The organism is Rhodothermales bacterium (genome assembly GCA_017643395.1).
GTDB lineage: Bacteria > Bacteroidota > Rhodothermia > Rhodothermales > UBA10348 > JABDJZ01.
The window spans coordinates 330351-346195 of sequence record JAEPNP010000005.1; the positions used below are offsets into that span (position 1 = coordinate 330351).

Annotated in this window: 16 protein-coding genes and 1 tRNA gene; 8 read left to right on the top strand and 9 right to left on the bottom strand. The window is 63.3% G+C overall.

All coding sequences use genetic code 11. The features are described from left to right. The first annotated feature begins 29 nt into the window (after window positions 1-29). From JJ896_15825 to JJ896_15835, 3 genes are all read left to right on the top strand, one after another. Entirely contained in the window at window positions 30-677 is a 648-nt protein-coding gene (locus JJ896_15825; protein MBO6781124.1) for an NAD(P)-binding domain-containing protein, read from the top strand. Beyond that, on the top strand, window positions 652-1992 hold the full coding sequence (locus JJ896_15830; GenBank protein MBO6781125.1) for an aminopeptidase P family protein: 1341 nt from the start codon (window positions 652-654) through the stop codon (window positions 1990-1992). The genes JJ896_15825 and JJ896_15830 overlap by 26 nt, the downstream gene beginning before the upstream one ends. Window positions 1993-2053: 61 nt before the next feature. Then, on the top strand, window positions 2054-2827 hold the full coding sequence (locus JJ896_15835) for a HEAT repeat domain-containing protein (protein MBO6781126.1): 774 nt from the start codon (window positions 2054-2056) through the stop codon (window positions 2825-2827). A gap of 8 nt (window positions 2828-2835) precedes the next feature. On the opposite strand, the gene JJ896_15840 is transcribed toward JJ896_15835, so the two are convergent. The 3 genes from JJ896_15840 to JJ896_15850 all read right to left on the bottom strand — a co-directional run bounded on the left by JJ896_15840 (window position 2836) and on the right by JJ896_15850 (window position 5336). Next, on the bottom strand, window positions 2836-3573 hold the full coding sequence (locus JJ896_15840) for an SDR family oxidoreductase (GenBank protein MBO6781127.1): 738 nt from the start codon (window positions 3571-3573) through the stop codon (window positions 2836-2838). Window positions 3574-3677: 104 nt separating this feature from the next. After that, the gene (locus tag JJ896_15845) at window positions 3678-4670 is read right to left on the bottom strand and encodes an acetamidase/formamidase family protein (GenBank protein ID MBO6781128.1); all 993 of its coding nucleotides are present in this window, start codon (window positions 4668-4670) and stop codon (window positions 3678-3680) included. Window positions 4671-4703: 33 nt separating this feature from the next. Beyond that, on the bottom strand, window positions 4704-5336 hold the full coding sequence (locus tag JJ896_15850; protein MBO6781129.1) for a hypothetical protein: 633 nt from the start codon (window positions 5334-5336) through the stop codon (window positions 4704-4706). A gap of 30 nt (window positions 5337-5366) precedes the next feature. Here JJ896_15850 and JJ896_15855 point away from each other — a divergent pair, with 30 nt between their 5' ends. Continuing rightward, a complete protein-coding gene (locus JJ896_15855; GenBank protein ID MBO6781130.1) occupies window positions 5367-6197 on the top strand; it encodes a hypothetical protein in 831 nt (276 codons plus the stop codon). 20 nt (window positions 6198-6217) lie between these two features. Here the strand turns inward: JJ896_15855 and JJ896_15860 are convergent, their stop codons facing one another. After that, on the bottom strand, window positions 6218-7534 hold the full coding sequence (locus JJ896_15860) for a hypothetical protein (GenBank protein MBO6781131.1): 1317 nt from the start codon (window positions 7532-7534) through the stop codon (window positions 6218-6220). A 10-nt stretch (window positions 7535-7544) separates the two neighbouring features. Then, the gene (locus JJ896_15865) at window positions 7545-7955 is read right to left on the bottom strand and encodes a TerB family tellurite resistance protein (protein ID MBO6781132.1); all 411 of its coding nucleotides are present in this window, start codon (window positions 7953-7955) and stop codon (window positions 7545-7547) included. Between the two features lie 35 nt (window positions 7956-7990). Here JJ896_15865 and JJ896_15870 point away from each other — a divergent pair, with 35 nt between their 5' ends. From JJ896_15870 to JJ896_15885, 4 genes are all read left to right on the top strand, one after another. Beyond that, on the top strand, window positions 7991-9661 hold the full coding sequence (locus tag JJ896_15870; GenBank protein ID MBO6781133.1) for a sulfatase: 1671 nt from the start codon (window positions 7991-7993) through the stop codon (window positions 9659-9661). A 17-nt stretch (window positions 9662-9678) separates the two neighbouring features. Further along, complete coding sequence (locus tag JJ896_15875) at window positions 9679-11460, top strand: T9SS type A sorting domain-containing protein (GenBank protein MBO6781134.1); 1782 nt, start codon at window positions 9679-9681, stop codon at window positions 11458-11460. 24 nt (window positions 11461-11484) lie between these two features. Further along, complete coding sequence (locus JJ896_15880) at window positions 11485-12144, top strand: hypothetical protein (GenBank protein MBO6781135.1); 660 nt, start codon at window positions 11485-11487, stop codon at window positions 12142-12144. 178 nt (window positions 12145-12322) lie between these two features. Beyond that, window positions 12323-12406, top strand: a tRNA-Leu gene (locus JJ896_15885). A 53-nt stretch (window positions 12407-12459) separates the two neighbouring features. Here the strand turns inward: JJ896_15885 and JJ896_15890 are convergent. From JJ896_15890 to JJ896_15905, 4 genes are all read right to left on the bottom strand, one after another. After that, window positions 12460-12894: a DUF3299 domain-containing protein gene (locus JJ896_15890; GenBank protein MBO6781136.1), complete on the bottom strand. Its 435-nt coding sequence runs from the start codon at window positions 12892-12894 to the stop codon at window positions 12460-12462. Between the two features lie 62 nt (window positions 12895-12956). Further along, on the bottom strand, window positions 12957-14255 hold the full coding sequence (locus JJ896_15895) for an ABC transporter permease (protein ID MBO6781137.1): 1299 nt from the start codon (window positions 14253-14255) through the stop codon (window positions 12957-12959). Next, entirely contained in the window at window positions 14252-14902 is a 651-nt protein-coding gene (locus tag JJ896_15900; GenBank protein ID MBO6781138.1) for an ABC transporter ATP-binding protein, read from the bottom strand. Before JJ896_15900 ends, JJ896_15895 begins: the two co-directional genes overlap by 4 nt. A gap of 180 nt (window positions 14903-15082) precedes the next feature. Beyond that, window positions 15083-15730 carry a hypothetical protein gene (locus JJ896_15905; GenBank protein MBO6781139.1) on the bottom strand — a complete coding sequence of 216 codons (648 nt, stop codon included), beginning with the start codon at window positions 15728-15730 and terminating at the stop codon, window positions 15083-15085. Window positions 15731-15845 lie beyond the last annotated feature (115 nt).

Genomic DNA, 15845 nt, shown 5'->3' on the forward strand with positions numbered 1-15845 from the left:
CTAGATTGCCCGAAACCACCTCTTGGCTCATGACCACTATCGGAGTGCTCGGCTCGGGCGTCGTCGGCACGGTTCTCTCCAACGGTTTTCTGAAGCACGGCTTTGCGGTCTGCCGTGGATCGCGCAGCCCGGACAAGCTGGAGGCCTGGCAGGATGCTGCCGGCCCGCACGGGGCAATCGGAACGTTTGCGGAAGCAGCCGCAGCGGGCGATATCGTGGCCCTGGCCGTCAAGGGCTCGGCTGCCAAGCAGGCGTTGGGCGTTGTTGCCCCGGATGATCTGGCCGGCAAGGTGGTTATCGACACCTGCAATCCGATCAGTGCCGCTCCTCCCGAAAACGGGGTGCTTCGCTATGACACGTCTCTGGACCGATCCCTGATGGAGGACCTGCAGGAGGCCTACCCGGACGCGCGCTTCGTGAAGGCGTTCTCGTGCGTGGGCAGCGCCTACATGGTGGATCCGGTGCTTCCCGGCGGTCCGCCGACCATGTTCATCTGCGGGAATGACGCCGATGCCCGCTCCACCGTCGCAGCCATCCTTGAAGCGTTTGGTTGGGACGTTGCCGACATGGGCACCGCCGAAGCGGCCCGCGCCATAGAGCCGCTGGCCATGTTGTGGTGCATCCCCGGCTTCCTGCACAGCTCCTGGAGTCATGCGTTCAAGCTGCTTCGCGCTTAGTCTGCTGCTGGCAGGAACGCTGGCGGCGCAAACTCCGCCGCAGCGGTATCTGGATTGGGCACGCCCGCTCCACGGGGCGGAGGTGTACGAGACCCGGCGCGCCAACCTGGCCCAGGCGCTGGGCGATGTGGTCCTGCTGGTCCCGTCCTTTCACGGCCGGTCCGACGGGCAGTCATTCCGGCAGCTGGACGATTTCTGGTATCTGACTGGGCTTGAGCTGCCACAATCCATGCTGCTTCTGGACGGGCGTACAGGGTCTTCTACCGTGTTCGTGCCGGCGGAAGACCCGCACTTTGGCTCTTCCTCCCGACCCAACGACTTTCCCGGCCGGCCACTGTTGGAGGACCTCGAGCTGTGGCGACTCGCTGCTCTGCCCGCGAGGGACGGGGCGGAGTTGAGCGATACGCTTCGCGCGCTGTCGTCGGCTCGAACACTGGCCGTCAATGCGGGCAGGGCCGGTCCGTTGCCCGGCGAGTCCGTTGGATGGTTCGGCGACCCGGACCAGACCGCCTTCCTGGTTGGGCGGCTCCGCGCAGAGTTTCCAGGCCTGTTGCTGAGGAACGCGTTTGACGCTGTTGCAACGGTTCGACAGATCAAGGGCCCGGAGGAAATCGCCACCATTCGGGCAGTTGCCGCCCTCACGGTAGATGCCATTCGTGATGCGGCCGCACACGTGCGGCCCGGAGTCACCGAACGGGACTTGGAAGCGGAGCTCGAGGCCGGATACAAGCGCCGCGGCGCCCAGCGACTGGCTTTTGCGTCCATCATCAAGTCCGGTCCGAACTCCCTCTGGCCCTGGCGCGTGCTGGCGGCGCACTATGACCGTCGGAATCGTGCCATGCAGGCAGGTGATCTGGTGATCTTTGACGTGGGCACGGAGCTGCACGGCTATGTCAGCGACATCGGCCGCACCTTCCCGGTTTCCGGCCGCTTCACCGAACGGCAGGCCGAAATCCTGCGCATGGAAACCGCTGTTGCCGACGCGATCATCGCTGCCATGAAGCCCGGCGTGACGCTGCTGGAGCTCATGGACGTCGCCCGCGAGGCTACACCAGACGAGCATGAGCGGTTCATGCAGGCCGGGTTGTTCTTCGGCCACTACCTCGGGCTTTCCACGGGCGACCCTGCGGACTACACCGCTCCTCTGGCACCGGGAATGGTGATCACCGTCGAGCCGTGGTACTACAACCACGAGGAGGGCATTTCGGTGTTCACCGAGGACATGGTGTTGGTTACCGAGACCGGCGTGGAGGTGCTCTCTTCCGGCTTGCCGCGTACCCCGGAAGAGCTGGAAGCGATGGTCGGCCGTCATTGAGTGCAACCCGGGATTGATTTCTACGTGCTAATAATTTAGCATTATGGAAACACCCGGATTCATGCGTCTGCTGCTGCTTCTCCTCGCCCTGCTGATTGTACCTACGTCTCAGGCCCAGACGGTCACCGAACACATCACATCGCTTGGCGATGCGGACCCCGTGACCCGATCCCGCGCTGCGTGTCACCTCTCACGACTGCGCGGCTCCGCGGAGGCTGCCATTCCTGCATTGATTGCGACGCTGGGCGACGGCCGCCAGGTTGAGGGAAACGTCTGCCGCGGCATCACCTCCCGCAACCGGTGGCGGTGGACCCGGCAACTTCAGACTCCGGGCCTGCTGGCTGCGGAGGCCCTGGGGAATATTGGTCGACCATCGGTGGAGCCGCTGATTGCCGCGCTGGAAAGCGAGGACCCAATCGCCCGGGAGAACGCGGTCCGGGCGCTTGCAGACCTGGAAGATTATCGCTCGGTGTCCCCCCTCATAGAAATGCTGAGCCGGGAATCAGATGACGCCGTGCGGGCGGAGGTCGCGTCGGCGCTTGGATCCATCGAGCACAAGGATGCCGTGCCGGCCCTCGTTGGAACGCTGGATGACGACAGCGCGCTCGTTCGTGAGCAGGCTGCGTGGGCGCTGGGCAACATCGAATCCCCGCGCGCGGTCGACGCACTGCTCCAGACGTTGCAGGATCAGGATCCGGTGGTGCGGGAGCGGGCCGCGTGGGCGCTGGGCAACATCGAGGATTCCCGGGCCGTGGACGCACTGATGGTCCTCCTCGAAGATGACGATGTCGAGGTGCGCAAGATGGCTGCGTGGGCGCTCAGTCAGATGATCTGAGAGGCACCCTAGCGCGGCCGCAGGGAACCGAGACCGCCGTCCACACCGATAACCTGTCCCGTCACCCAGGAGCTCCGTTCGCCATCGAGCAGCCAGACGATGGGGTCGGCCACATCTTCCGGCCGACCGATACGGCCGAGAGCATGCATGGCTTCGGACTGTTTGAGGGCCGCCTCGTTTCCTACAATGCGCGCGCTCATCGGCGAGTCCACGAGACCGGGGGCTACGCAATTGACCCGAACCCCGCGCGGCGCGTACGTCGCGGCCGCAGAACGCATGAGGCCGACCACGCCGGCTTTCGCTGCTGCGATCGCCTCATGATTGGCGAGACCAGTCTGTGCCACGGCGCTGGAGCAGAGCACGATGGACCCGCCTTCCTTCATCATGGCCCGTGCGCCCGCCTTCACCGCGAAAAATGCCGAAGTGAGATTCGTATCGATGGTCGCGCGATATTCGTCTTCTGAGGTCAGGTGGGCTGACTTGAGTAGAATGGATCCGGCACAGTTCAACAAGCCGTCCAGTCTGCCAAACTCGGCAACCGCGGCATCCAGCAATGATTTCACCTCGTCAAAACTGGTCGCGTCCACCGACCTCCAGGAGCAGCCCAATTCATCAGCCAACTCCTGGAGGGGCTCTTCGCGACGGGCGGCCAGCATGAGCAGGGCGCCCTGCTCGGCCAGCCTTCTAGCCACGGCGGAACCAATACCGCCGGAAGCTCCGATCACTACGTGTACCTGACCTTTCATCGCAGACTGCATCTAAATCTGCCCATAGGTACGCCGAGCCCGGGCCGCCGGATACCGACCGACGCCGGGCCGCGACTGCGCGCGACAAGCGGTCGTCCCGAGCGCTACTCCGAAAAAAGCGCTTTCGAGAGGTGCATGGTCACCAGCATGTGGGGCACGTCCACGACTTCGGCGATCTTCAGGTCGCCCGCCAGGGACAGGAGCGCGTACGCGTCTGAGCGGGTCATGCCGCGCGTCGCCTCAAGGTGGTCAATCATGTACCGGGTTGCCTTGCGTGCGGCCTCGTCAATGGTCTCGGCATATGCCGTGACCGCGTAGTACTCATCATTCTCGTACTGCGGCTCGGCAATTGGCACCCCGCCCTTGATCACCTCTACCTCATAGACGATGCGCATCGGCGCCTCAATGGCCGTCCCGCATACCTCGCCGAGGCCCTGGGCCGCATGCGTATCGCCTATCGAGAACAGGGCGCCTTCCACGAAGACGGGGAAATACACAGTGGTGCCTTCCACGAGATTGGGGTCGTCCATATTGCCGCCGTTGGCGCGAGGCGGGATGGTGGACAGCATTTCATCGGTTGCCGGGGCCACGCCCATCACGCCCGGGAAGGGCTCCAGGGGAATGCGAATGCCGTCGTCGAAGTCGGCGTACACGTCGCCGTCCTCAAAGGTGTAGGTCTTGATGTACGGGTCGGGGAATTCGTCCGCGAGGAATCCGAATCCGGGCACGATGGCCGTCCAGCCGAACTCGCCCAGTTCGATCTCATGCAGGGTGACCTTGAGCACATCGCCTGGCTCAGCGCCCTCCACATAGACAGGCCCCGTCAACGGGTGAATCGGCTCAAAGTCCAGGTTGACGACGTCCTCGATGGTCGCGTCCGCGAGCAGTTGCCCATCGGACGCCTCTTCGGTGAACGCCTCGATGACGCTGCCGCTGGGCACGCGCAGCACGGGTTCGATGGCCGAGGAGAACTTGTTGTGGGTCTGGTCCGCCGTCAGCGAGTACTGCGGCTCGGGCACGACACGGTCGGCTTCAGCGGTGGCCGGCGGCTCGGGGGCGGCGCAGGCGGCTATCAGAAGGAGGGGGAGAAAACGCATGGCAGGGAGGGATTGGGCTCCTGCCATGATACCTCAGCGTCCGGCACCATTCAGTATGTCGCGACAGCCCTGAGGCATTTGCGGCGGGGCTTCTCGGCCCAGGACCTGCAACGAGGACTGGTATAGGTCCAGGAGCCCACACTCCAGGAAGATCGACGAACTCAGCAGTGTTGCGTGCGAACCCGGCCTTGAGGGCAGCGCCTGCAGTCCGCCATCGTACATGCCCTGATAGATCAGTTCTGCCAGCATCGCGCGTTGGGTACGGTAGCGCTCCTGTTCCTGGTAGGTGCGCGAAAGGGACAAAACCACGACAACGGGCATATTCGGCACAGCGTCCGCTTCCACGGCTGTGGACCAGGCGGCGGCCAGGGGCTCGTTGAGCGACATGAATCCCCGTTCGAAATCCCGCGGGCTGAGGCGCTCTCCCGCGCCCATGGCCGCGTACAGCCGGCCGGACAGCTCCATGTGGTACAACGCCGACTGGCTAACCAGCGCATGGTTGTCCAGAATCTCTGACTCGATGGTGCCCAGCAGCCCATTCGCCTCCTCCACGGCGCGACGTTCCGCCCACCAGTCATTGGCAAACAGCGCCACGAACACGCCGAACACCACAAACATGGCTTCCAGGAATATGGGCTTCCAGTTGATTCGATTGGCGGCGGTCATGGAATGAGCCGGGTTGACCTATCTTTTCGCGTGCCGCAAGATCGCATCTATACCGAAGAAGAAATCGGCCGCGTGCTGAAACGCGCTGCCGAGATTCAAGGCAAGCAGCCCCGTAAGACGGGCTATGGATTGTCCCTGAACGAAATCCAGGACCTGGCGGCCGACGCCGGCATTGATCCGGCTCTCGTATTGGCGGCCGCAGGAGAACTGAATGCCAACGCGGAAGGGCGGAAGAAGGCCTGGTGGGGCGGCCCTATGTCCAGCACGTTTGTCCGGACTGTTGAAGGCCCGCTCTCGGACGAGACGTGGGAAGACATGCTCACAATTCTCCGTCGCCGGACCAAAAACACGGGCACGACGGAGCGCCGAGGTACCACGCGCCAGCTGACGTTTCGCTCAGACTCCGGCACCCGGGGTCACCTGATCACGACCTACCGAAACGGTGTCACGGAGATCGAACTACTGCACGGCAACGAGGTCCTGGCCGTGCCCGGTCTGGTCTTCCCGGTCATCTTCGCGATGATTGCCCTGCCGATTGTATTCGAGGGCCTCAATCTGAGCGGCCTGCCAGCCTTCTTAGCCTGGGCCGCCATTGCAGGCGTGATCGCGTTCCTGGGCCGGCAGTTCACCAGCCTGATGGCGGACCGGCAGTACGCCAAGTCGCAGAAGCTGATGGATGAACTTGCCGGCGCTGCCCATCGCGCGTCACGCAAGTCACGCACGCGAAGCGAGCGCTCCACCACTGCGAAAACGGAGCAGGCCGCCCCCGCCCGGCAGACAGGACCCTACCTGCAGATCCCGGAAGAGGATCAGTTTACGGGCGATGCGCCCCGGGCCACGTCCGAGCGGACCCGCGAGTAGCTCGACGCCCGCCGGCGCGGTCAGTCAATCAGTCGCTCCAGCCCGTCCTCGACCCGGCGCATGATGCGCTCGGCAAGCTTGTCCGACAGCTCGATGTGTAGCTGTCGGTCCTGCCTGGCCCACTCTTCCGGATCAAACAGAAGCTGCTCGCTACCCGGCAGGTCCAGTGATCGCCAGTTCCCCGGATACGTCGCCCGCTCGAACCGGCCGCGTGCATCGGATTCTGCCGTGCCCTCGAGCACAAACTCACCGGTAACCACGTCGAGCACTCGCCACGCTGCCGTCGCCTGCAGACGGATATCCATCTGCCGCCAGGTGTAGGTGGTGTCCACACCGCCCCGACCCCGAGTCCGGGCATCCCGCTCTCGGGTTCGGCGGATCCGTTCGTTCTCCAGAAATCCCGTGAACTCCCCTGCCAGCACGTAGTCCGAGTCCAATTCCTGGCCGATGTCGCGCATCTCGGCGCGCGTCAACACCTTGGCGTCGAGTGTCATGGCGCGCACGCCTCGGCGGGTCTTGCCCGGATCCAGCACGGCGATAAACTCGGAGCGCCGCCCCGCCTCGCCGAACGCGATCGCGTCATTCATGTCGGCGCGCAAATCCTCTGGAGCATTTCGCTGCCAGGTCTCGGTGCGCCAGAACGGCACCAGCGCAAGCACTCGGATGCCCTCTGCAAGCGCCAGATCCGCCAGTTCCCGGGCCGCGATTTCTGCGTCGTCGTCGTAGGGATCCAGGATTTCGACGGCACGAAGCGCGGTGTCGTAGCCACTCTTCGGACGGCCTGCGGCAAGGTCCGCGCGGGCCAGCGTCAACAGCGCATCCGCAAGGCGGTGATCCACCTCAAACTGACGATCGTCACTCAGGACATAATCGCGTCGTGCGCCCTCCAGGAGATCCAGGGCACGGTCCGGTTGGCCGTTGACCATGGCGTCCTCCGCGTCGCGCAGAATCGCATCAAGCGCGGCCTCCACCATAAAGCTTCGGCGGTCCTCAAAGGCATCCGGAAGGGTCAGGATAACATTGACGCCTTCCGCACCGTCGCGAAGGGCCTGCATGCGATCCAGTTCACGCACGGCAAGCGCGAACGTACCGGTGGATTCCAGATCCTCGACCGTATTCCACAGCAGCGTGATGGCCCGCTCGCCGGTGTCCTGAAGCCGCGCTCGCGCATCCTCGTAATTGCGATCCTTCTCGAGGACCTGGATGTAGCCCTCGGCGGCCGCCACCCAATTGCCGGCCTGTTCCTGGGCAAACGCGTCCTGATAACGCTTCTTGGTCGTCACACAGCCTGCCACCAGGACGACCAGGAGTGGCAGGACCAGATAGGATCGATGCATGCGGTTGAGTTTAAAGTCCTGCCCAGGCAGCTCGCAGGACGGATGAAAACGCCCCTCCCCCGACCCCGGAGTCGGTGATCTTCCAGTGGTTGGCCACCCAGACTATGTATTCGGCTTCTTCCCGGAGAAATTTGCGGTCGGCGAGCGCCAACTGGGAGAGGTCCTCCATGACGGCCCGAAGCTCGCGCTCGGACATGGTTTTCGCCAGACGCTCCACGGCCCGGAGCACAAACGGCGGTGAGTGCCGCGCAACCGTCTCGTCGACCAGCTCCAACACGTCGGTTTCGTCGCCGGGATCCTTCCAGCGAATGAGGTGGTCTGCGATCTGCGTAAATTCCAGGAAGTGCATGCTGCCGTCTGCTCCGTGGGCAAGTCCCACGAACACGGCTGCAAGATCCTCCAGGCGATGGTCCCGGCTCATGAGGGGCGGCCTTGGTTGAAGAAATATAACGAGCTATGCCCGCTTCCGCCCCCCTCCGACCGCTTGCGTTCGCCGCTCTGCTTCTACTGTGTGCTTCCTGTGCGCCGCAGAGCCCATCGCCCCCGAACATTCTGTTCATCTTCAGCGATGACCACGCCCGGCAGGCCGTCTCCGCGTACGGCTCCAAGATCAACCGCACGCCGCATATTGACCGGCTTGCCTCCGAGGGGCTGCTGTTCACAAACTGCCTGGTCACGAACTCGATCTGTGCGCCCAGCCGGGCCACCGTGCTTACCGGCAAGTACTCGCACGCAAACGGTCAGATCACCAACGTGGAGTCCTTTGACGGGGCACAGATGACGTTCCCGAAGCTGTTGCAGGAGATCGGTTACGAAACCGCCATGATCGGCAAGTGGCACCTCAAGTCGGCGCCGACCGGGTTCGATCACTGGCAGGTGCTCATCGGGCAGGGACCGTACTACAATCCGCCCATTCGCACAGCTACCGACACCACAATTGTCGAGGGCTACACGTCCGACATCATCACGGATCTTGCTCTCGACTGGCTGGACCAGCGCGCGGACGACAGTCCCTTCCTCTTGATGTACCAACACAAGGCGCCACATCGCAACTGGTCGCCCGGCCCGGACCATCTGGATGACTACGCGGACCTGGACGTGCCCATGCCTGAGTCGTTCTACGACGACTATCAGGGTGGCAGAACCGTCGCGGCGGAGCGTTCGGTGATGCGCATCGCCGACAACCTGAACGGGCATGACCTCAAGATCACGCCGCCGGGCAACCTGACGGATGCTCAACTGGAGCGCTGGAATCAATCCTATGGTCCCCGGAATGACGCCGTTCGGGAGGCTGATCTTTCGGGCGATGCGCTCGTCAACTGGAAATACCAGCGCTATGTGAAAGACTACCTGCGCTCCGTCCAGAGTCTGGATGACAACATCGGACGCGTGCTGGACTATCTGGACGAGTCCGGGCTGGCGGAGAATACACTGGTTATCTACGCATCAGACCAGGGCTGGTACCTGGGCGAACACGGCTGGTACGACAAGCGATGGATGTATGAACCGTCCCTGCGTACGCCCTTCATTGCGCGGTGGCCCGGGACCATTGCTCCCGGGTCGGTGAGCGACGCGCTGGTCTCGAATGTGGACTTTGCGCCGACCTTTCTCTCGGCTGCCGGTGTGGCGATTCCTGAGGCCATGCACGGTCGCAGCTTGCTTCCGGTCTTTGAGGCGGCCGAATCCGGGGGGCAGCAACCGAACCTGCAGGCGATGGAGTTGATCGAGGCTACACGCCCGGGGGCGGCCGTCCCGATCTACGAGACCCCGCCCGATCCGATGGCCACATTTACGACACCCAGCGGGTGGCGCGGCAGCTTCTACTATCACTACTACGAGTTCCCTGGATGGCACTGTGTACGTCGTCATTACGGGGTGCGCACGGACCGGTACAAGCTGATCCATTTCTACACGCTGGACGACTGGGAGCTGTTTGACTTGCAGGCGGACCCCGACGAACTCGTGAACCAGTACCACAATCCGGACTTTTCGGACATCAGAAGCGAACTCGAAACGGAGCTGCAACGACTGCGGGTCGAATTGAACGTACCCGATGATGTCCGACCGGACGGCGAAGCCGAGTGTACAGTAGGCGGCGTCGGCTGGGAGGGCTACGCCGATGAGTAAAACGCGCCCCTTTCCCTATGCGGGGCCTCCTGATCCTGATTGTCCTCAGCATCGTCGCTGTCGTTGACAGCGCGGGCCAGATTGTTGTGCGCGATCGGTTTGACCGGGACATCGGATCGCGCGCCATCCGGCTGATTGATTGGGAAGGCCAGATTGCCAACCCGGCCGTGGAGTTCTCGCTGGAGGTGCCCGAGGATTGGCTGCCCGCGACCGTCCAGATTGCCGGCAGCAATCAGCGCCTGCATTTCGCGGATCGGCGATTTCCGAATGCGGAGCCTAACACCATGACGGATACGGGCCCGAAGCTGACTCTGCAGCTGCGAAAGGGCGAGGTCAGCGATCCCGTGCTGGTGGCCATCTGGCCGGACCGCGACACCCGGGACGAGGCGCACTCGCTCTGGATTGGTGTGCATACAGCGTCCGATGGCCTCAAGTCGATGGTGGTGCCGATCGTGGTAGACGATCAGGACCGGGAGCGTGACCTGGACTTCCAAGTGACGCTGTCCACCGTGCACGACAAGACCGCGTTCTACACAAACCCCGGAGTGCGCTTCGAGACGCAGCAGGCCGCCGACGACTGGGCCTACTTCCTCTCCGACAACGGCCTGGATGAGGTCCAGCGCGGAAGTTCACGCAGCTGGATCTGGAATCCTGACGGTTTTCTGTCTGGCTACTGGGTGACAAATGATGTCTCGTATCAGGGCTTTCTGCTCTATGCCTGGGGCATGCAAAACGTGGGGTTGTATTCCGGCGGCGCGGCCTCCGGGCGATTCCAGACCCGTCGCGGATGGCCGATCAACCTGGCCGCCGCAGGGCATGTAGCCATGGAGATGCGCGGCAACCGCAACCTGCTGGGCTGGGCCTTCTACACGAACGAGAACGATTGGTGGAAGAACGACAACCACCCCCGGGGCATGGTCGACTTCCACTCGCAGGTGCATCACCAGATCGGGCACGCCCTGTTCTTCAGTTCCGGCCACACCCGATGGCAACAGTTGCAGTCGCTCGGCGGATCGACCGCGGCGCGCGTGATCGACTACCTCGGTGGGCCGGCGATTGTGGACCGGTATGACCATATCTATGACCAGGGCAACGAGGCCTACATCGTGGATCCGGCCAGCCGGCGCGGCGTGTTCGGATCTGAGCTGGCGAGCGGGCGTGGCATCATGGCGCCCAAGCGGTGGATCATCACCAAGACCGACCTGCTGATGGCCGAGGACGTGGGGTACGAACTGCGGAATACCTCACCGTTTCACGAGCTGGCCATCGCCGCTGAGGTGGAACTGACCGCCCGAGCGCTCTCCTACAGTGCGCAGCCGGTGTCGGGGGGCGTGCCCGACTACCTGGTTGAAATCATCTCGGGCTCCCTGCCGCCAGGGCTCTCTTTGAACCCGTTCACGGGCGAAGTGTCCGGCGTGCCGATGGGAGGCGACGCGACGGTGACCCTGCGCGTTACCGACCAAATCGGCAAGAGTGTCGAAGGGCAGGTCACCATTCGCACCGCATCGGTCCTGGCGACGCAGGCTTCGGAGCTGCCACGGAGTACATCGCTCAGCAACTACCCGAATCCGTTTGCAGAACGCACCGTCGTGCAGTTCAATGTGGCCGAGGCCGGGCCGGTCTCACTGACCGTGCACGACATGCAGGGTCGGGAGGTTGCCAGGCTGGTCGATGGGTTCCGGGGCGCCACGACGCATGAAGTGGTTCTGGAAGCGTCCGGACTGGCGCCCGGGGTTTACCTGACCCGCCTCGTGACCACGCGGTCCGTCGAAACGGGCACGCTGACGGTGGTCCGGTAAGCCCGCTGCGCCCTAGTTTGGGGCATGCTGCGATCGGTTCTTGTCCTGGGAATACTCGTGCTGGCAGGCTGCGGACCGGATCCGTGCGAAACAGCGCTGGAGGAAGGCGTCTTCTCCACCGGCGATGCCAATCTGACGATTCGGCTCGAGGAGGAGGACGGCAGCGCGACCACCGGCCGGCGATTCATGCGCTGCGTTGACGTGCTGGTGCTGTCGTCCGGGAGCTACGCTGACACACTGGCATCCGGTCGCGTTCAGGCCGGTGCCGAGAAGGTGGTCCTCACCGGGCTTGGCCACGGGGACGTGGACGTGATTGTGGACGCGCCGAACTACTACCCCGTCAAGTTCACGGACGTGACGCTCAAGCCGGGACCGAACCTCCTGCCGGACAAAGTGCTGATGTTCAGGACCAACGTCGATGTCGTGCTGCCGGGGTACGTGGGCGTGACTTTGCGCCCCGGCGGGCAGATGGCCCATCTGCGGGACCTGTATGCGCCGTTTGGTCAGGTCCGCATGCAGGCAGCGCCGGGCAATCATTATGAGTTGAGGCTGCCGTTCCGTGGCACCCGACCTACGCGCCGGGACGTGGAGAATCTGCTTGAGGTGCTCGTACGCTCTCCGCAGGTACAGGAGGCGCGGCCGCTGGTGACCCTGACGGCAGCGATTCGGGCCGCGGCGGGCTAGGCCCCGGGCGATGGGGTCTGCGGCTGGGCGCTGAATGCCTATGGCACGCGAGCGGCCGGCCGTGCCGTGCCGCACCCGAAGTGTTCGTTAAGAGCCGCCGACCCGCGCCCTCACGGGATCCCGCGACCTATCTTTGCGGTTCTGCGGCGGCGCGGAGATATTCAGCGCCGCACCACCTGCCCAGGTGGCGGAATAGGTAGACGCGCCGTCTTGAGGGGGCGGTGTCCGCAAGGACGTGCTGGTTCGACTCCAGTCCTGGGCACTCAGAGAAGCCGCTCACCTTCGGGTGGGCGGCTTTCTTTTTCTAGGCCTCGCCTACTTTTCGACCGGCTTCGCGTCCTTGATCTGGTACAGCAAGCCGTACGGGTCGTCCTTGAGCAGTTCCAGCGTGCCCTCCATCTCCACCGTGCCGTAGCTGAAATCCGCACCCTTCGGAGCCTCGATATAAACGATCGTCTCTGGACCACCGGGCATGTGGAAGTAACAGCCGTCTCCCGGCATGGCGCTGATCAGAAAGCTGGTCTGCACCTCGGTGAAGTCTAGCGGGATCATGTATCCGGAGACGCGGACCTTGGTGCCGTTGAGGTCGGAAACTGCCTGCGGAAATTCCGGGACCCACGTCGTGCCATCTGACTCGGACTCCACTTCCGCATAGGTCACTTCGGCCAGGGAATTCCAGTCGACCACCTTTTGGGCAGATGCCGTGGTGGCCAGAAGGACGAGGCTCAGGAGTGAGGCTAGGCGTTTCATGGTGGGTGTCAGTTGGACCGAGAAATGGTCGTACGAACGAATCATGCCGGTGGTTGCCTGCATCAGGTATCAGCCAGCACAGACGAGATGTCGGTGCGGTAGGCCTGAATAGCCGGAATCAGTGAGGCCACGAGACCGGCGCCAAGAATCAGGAGAACCACCATGCCCTCACCTGGAACGAATGTCGATCCGTCAATGGCCATCCCGCGACTCTCCTCGAATGCGGACGCGAGCATCACTGCCGCGGCGTGCCCTACCGCCAGCCCCAGCAATGCTCCCATTCCGGCCAGCAGCTGCCCCTCCAACAGGACGTGCGCCATCAGTCGCGTCCTGGAAGCGCCCAGTGAGCGCATCATGGCCAGATCGTATCGCCGCTCTTTCAGCGCATTGATCAGCGCCACAAACACGCTCAGGAGGGCCGCCAGTACGAGCACCATCCCGAAAATGCGCAGGGCGTCGAACCCCACCCCGAGCAGGTTGAACAGGCGCGCGGTCTCGTAGGCCGGAGCGGCCGCCTGCAGGTCGGTCTCGGTGTTGACCCATCGCGGAAATGCGGCGGCGGCCATTGGAGAGGAGTATTGGATCAGGAGCGCCGTGTACTCGGGTTCAGGGGCCTCCGGAGACCGCGGACCACCCGGGCCAGGTCGCGAAGTACGGCTCGACTCCGCCGCGGGCGCGTTCTCGGCGTCGTGCCCTTCATGTCCTGCATCGTGCTCGGCAGCCTCTGCGGCATGCTCGTGCCCTTCGATTCCGTGCACATGCCAGATGGTCTCGATACTCGTGAGGATCAGCTGGTCCATCACGGTGCCGGTCTCGGCAAGAATCCCCACCACCTCGATTGGGGCATTCTCGTGCTCTTCCCCTTCCCCACTCAGCCCGTGCAGGCTCTCAAAGGTGTCCCCGACGGCAAGCCCGGTTTGAGCGGCTACCCGCGCACCAATTGTGGCTTCTTCTTCGGCTTCCCAGAACCGCCCCTCCGCCGGGGTTGCTTCGTAATGAGCAGGATAGTCAAGCGTCGAACCAACGAGTCGAAAGCCCTCATACGAATCCCCAAGGGCCATCGGAATGGCCAACTCCACACCCCTGTCGTTCATCACACGCTGTGCCTCATCGATCGGGATGTTACCGGCCGGTGCGTCTATGTGATAGACGGCCGACAGGATGAGTTGCAGGGGACTGCCTTTCGCACCGACCACCAGGTCAATGCCCGTTGAGTTGCGGGACAGATTGTCTCGGACCTGTGTACTGACGATGAGCAGCACCACAATGGTCGCCACACCCAGTGCCAGCACAACCACGTTGAGCAAAGTCGCCAGCGTGCGCTGGCGCATGTAGGAAACACTCAGTCGGAACAGATTCATGCCGCCACCTCCGCACCGGCCCGCAGAACCAGTCGGCTTTCGAACTCAGAAGCAATGCGGTTGTCGTGCGTGGCGACGATAAGCGTGGCATTGTTGGCCGCCGCCTGGCCAATCAGTAGCTGCAGCACTTTTGTGGCTCGCTCATCGTCCAGGCTGGCAGTCGGCTCGTCTGCGATAAGAACCTCCGGGTGGTTCATGACGGCCCGGGCGATCGCGACTCGCTGCCGCTGACCCTGCGACAATTGACGCGGGTAGGCTGAAGCTTTGTGGCGCATGTCGAGGCTTTCAAGCACCTCGTGCGCACGATCCCGCTTTTGCGGCAGACCGGCCATGAACGGGGCCATGAGCAGGTTGTCCTCCACGGTCAACGTGGCGAACAGGTGCATGCGCTGAAAGACGATCCCGATGTGGCGTCCCCGAAATCGATCCAGGTCATGGCCCTGGAGGGCGGTCAGGTCCTGCCCTGCAACCACGACGTTGCCCTCGGTGGGTCGCCGAAGTCCGGCCATCACATGGAGCAGCGTCGTCTTACCGCTGCCTGAAGAGCCCAGAACCAAATGCCGGGAGCCTTGGTCTCCGTCGAAGACATCAAGCTCCAGCACCAGCTCGCTTCCGTATCGATGCCGGAGCCCGTTGATTCGAAACATGTGCGTTTGATTGCCGCGTGGCGAGGTTGACCTGGTCCGGATAATCGCACTTCTCGTGCTGACAGTCACCGCGACACAACCACTAACAGCTGGTCGCGGTGGATTGGCTCCCCAGGAAACATGCCAGGAGACCGGCCGGACTCACCGCACACACCGGCCGGCACCTCACGTTCCGACTCATCAGTACACGTGCCCAAACACCCACGTGCCCTCCCACGGCCCTTGATCGTGGTTGAGGGAAGCGAGGTGCATGGCTGACCCCGAAAGCATGGTGTGCAGAGAAAGAATCGAGTGCGTCGTTTTCGTCCTCGCCACCCGGAGGGTATCGCCGGCAAACAGGACGTAGTTCACGTCGCTATGGACCTCGCCCGGCCACGGATTCTGGAATTTTGGCTCCCCGTTGACTTCGACCACCACGTCTCCCTCTCCAGCGCTGGTGATGTGTCCGTCCAACGGATAGACGCGGAGACCAGCGAACGTGCCGTGATACATGCGTCCATCGCTGGTCGGCGCGAAAACCGTCTGCTGCAGGACCTCGCTCCCCCTCAAGATTTCCAGGGTAACCGAGTCGGCCGCCGAAGCCGTGGCAAACTGGACTGCCTTCAGCCCATCAAAATCAGGGACCCTGGCTTCCCAAGGCGAAGTGGCCTGCACATTCGCCACGGAAGGCTCATTCAGCCCGACCGTATACCCGACAACCATCTCGAATGGCGTGGGTGACGTGATTCGGTAGGTGACCTCTTCCGAAGGCGTGTCGGGATTCTCGCCGAGCGTCCCGGTGGAATCGCACGCAGCGACGAGCACAAACAACAGGAAGAAATAGCGCACGGGATTGGGGGCAGCACTGAAGGAGACTCCGGTTGCAGTCGGTATCGGCCTGCCTACGCCGAAGCTCAATGGCCCGCCCACAATGTTGGAAGTGCCACTGCTCCGCCCCCTTGCC

Bases quoted from the DNA above. Each gene is read 5' to 3' on its own strand.
- JJ896_15825 (MBO6781124.1), top strand. From the start codon at position 30: ATGACCACTATCGGAGTGCTCGGCTCGGGCGTCGTCGGCACGGTTCTC.
- JJ896_15830 (MBO6781125.1), top strand. From the start codon at position 652: ATGCGTTCAAGCTGCTTCGCGCTTAGTCTGCTGCTGGCAGGAACGCTG.
- JJ896_15835 (MBO6781126.1), top strand. From the start codon at position 2,054: ATGCGTCTGCTGCTGCTTCTCCTCGCCCTGCTGATTGTACCTACGTCT.
- JJ896_15840 (MBO6781127.1), bottom strand. From the start codon at position 3,573: ATGAAAGGTCAGGTACACGTAGTGATCGGAGCTTCCGGCGGTATTGGT.
- JJ896_15845 (MBO6781128.1), bottom strand. From the start codon at position 4,670: ATGCGTTTTCTCCCCCTCCTTCTGATAGCCGCCTGCGCCGCCCCCGAG.
- JJ896_15850 (MBO6781129.1), bottom strand. From the start codon at position 5,336: ATGACCGCCGCCAATCGAATCAACTGGAAGCCCATATTCCTGGAAGCC.
- JJ896_15860 (MBO6781131.1), bottom strand. From the start codon at position 7,534: ATGCATCGATCCTATCTGGTCCTGCCACTCCTGGTCGTCCTGGTGGCA.
- JJ896_15865 (MBO6781132.1), bottom strand. From the start codon at position 7,955: ATGAGCCGGGACCATCGCCTGGAGGATCTTGCAGCCGTGTTCGTGGGA.
- JJ896_15870 (MBO6781133.1), top strand. From the start codon at position 7,991: ATGCCCGCTTCCGCCCCCCTCCGACCGCTTGCGTTCGCCGCTCTGCTT.
- JJ896_15875 (MBO6781134.1), top strand. From the start codon at position 9,679: ATGCGGGGCCTCCTGATCCTGATTGTCCTCAGCATCGTCGCTGTCGTT.
- JJ896_15880 (MBO6781135.1), top strand. From the start codon at position 11,485: ATGCTGCGATCGGTTCTTGTCCTGGGAATACTCGTGCTGGCAGGCTGC.
- JJ896_15890 (MBO6781136.1), bottom strand. From the start codon at position 12,894: ATGAAACGCCTAGCCTCACTCCTGAGCCTCGTCCTTCTGGCCACCACG.
- JJ896_15895 (MBO6781137.1), bottom strand. From the start codon at position 14,255: ATGAATCTGTTCCGACTGAGTGTTTCCTACATGCGCCAGCGCACGCTG.
- JJ896_15900 (MBO6781138.1), bottom strand. From the start codon at position 14,902: ATGTTTCGAATCAACGGGCTCCGGCATCGATACGGAAGCGAGCTGGTG.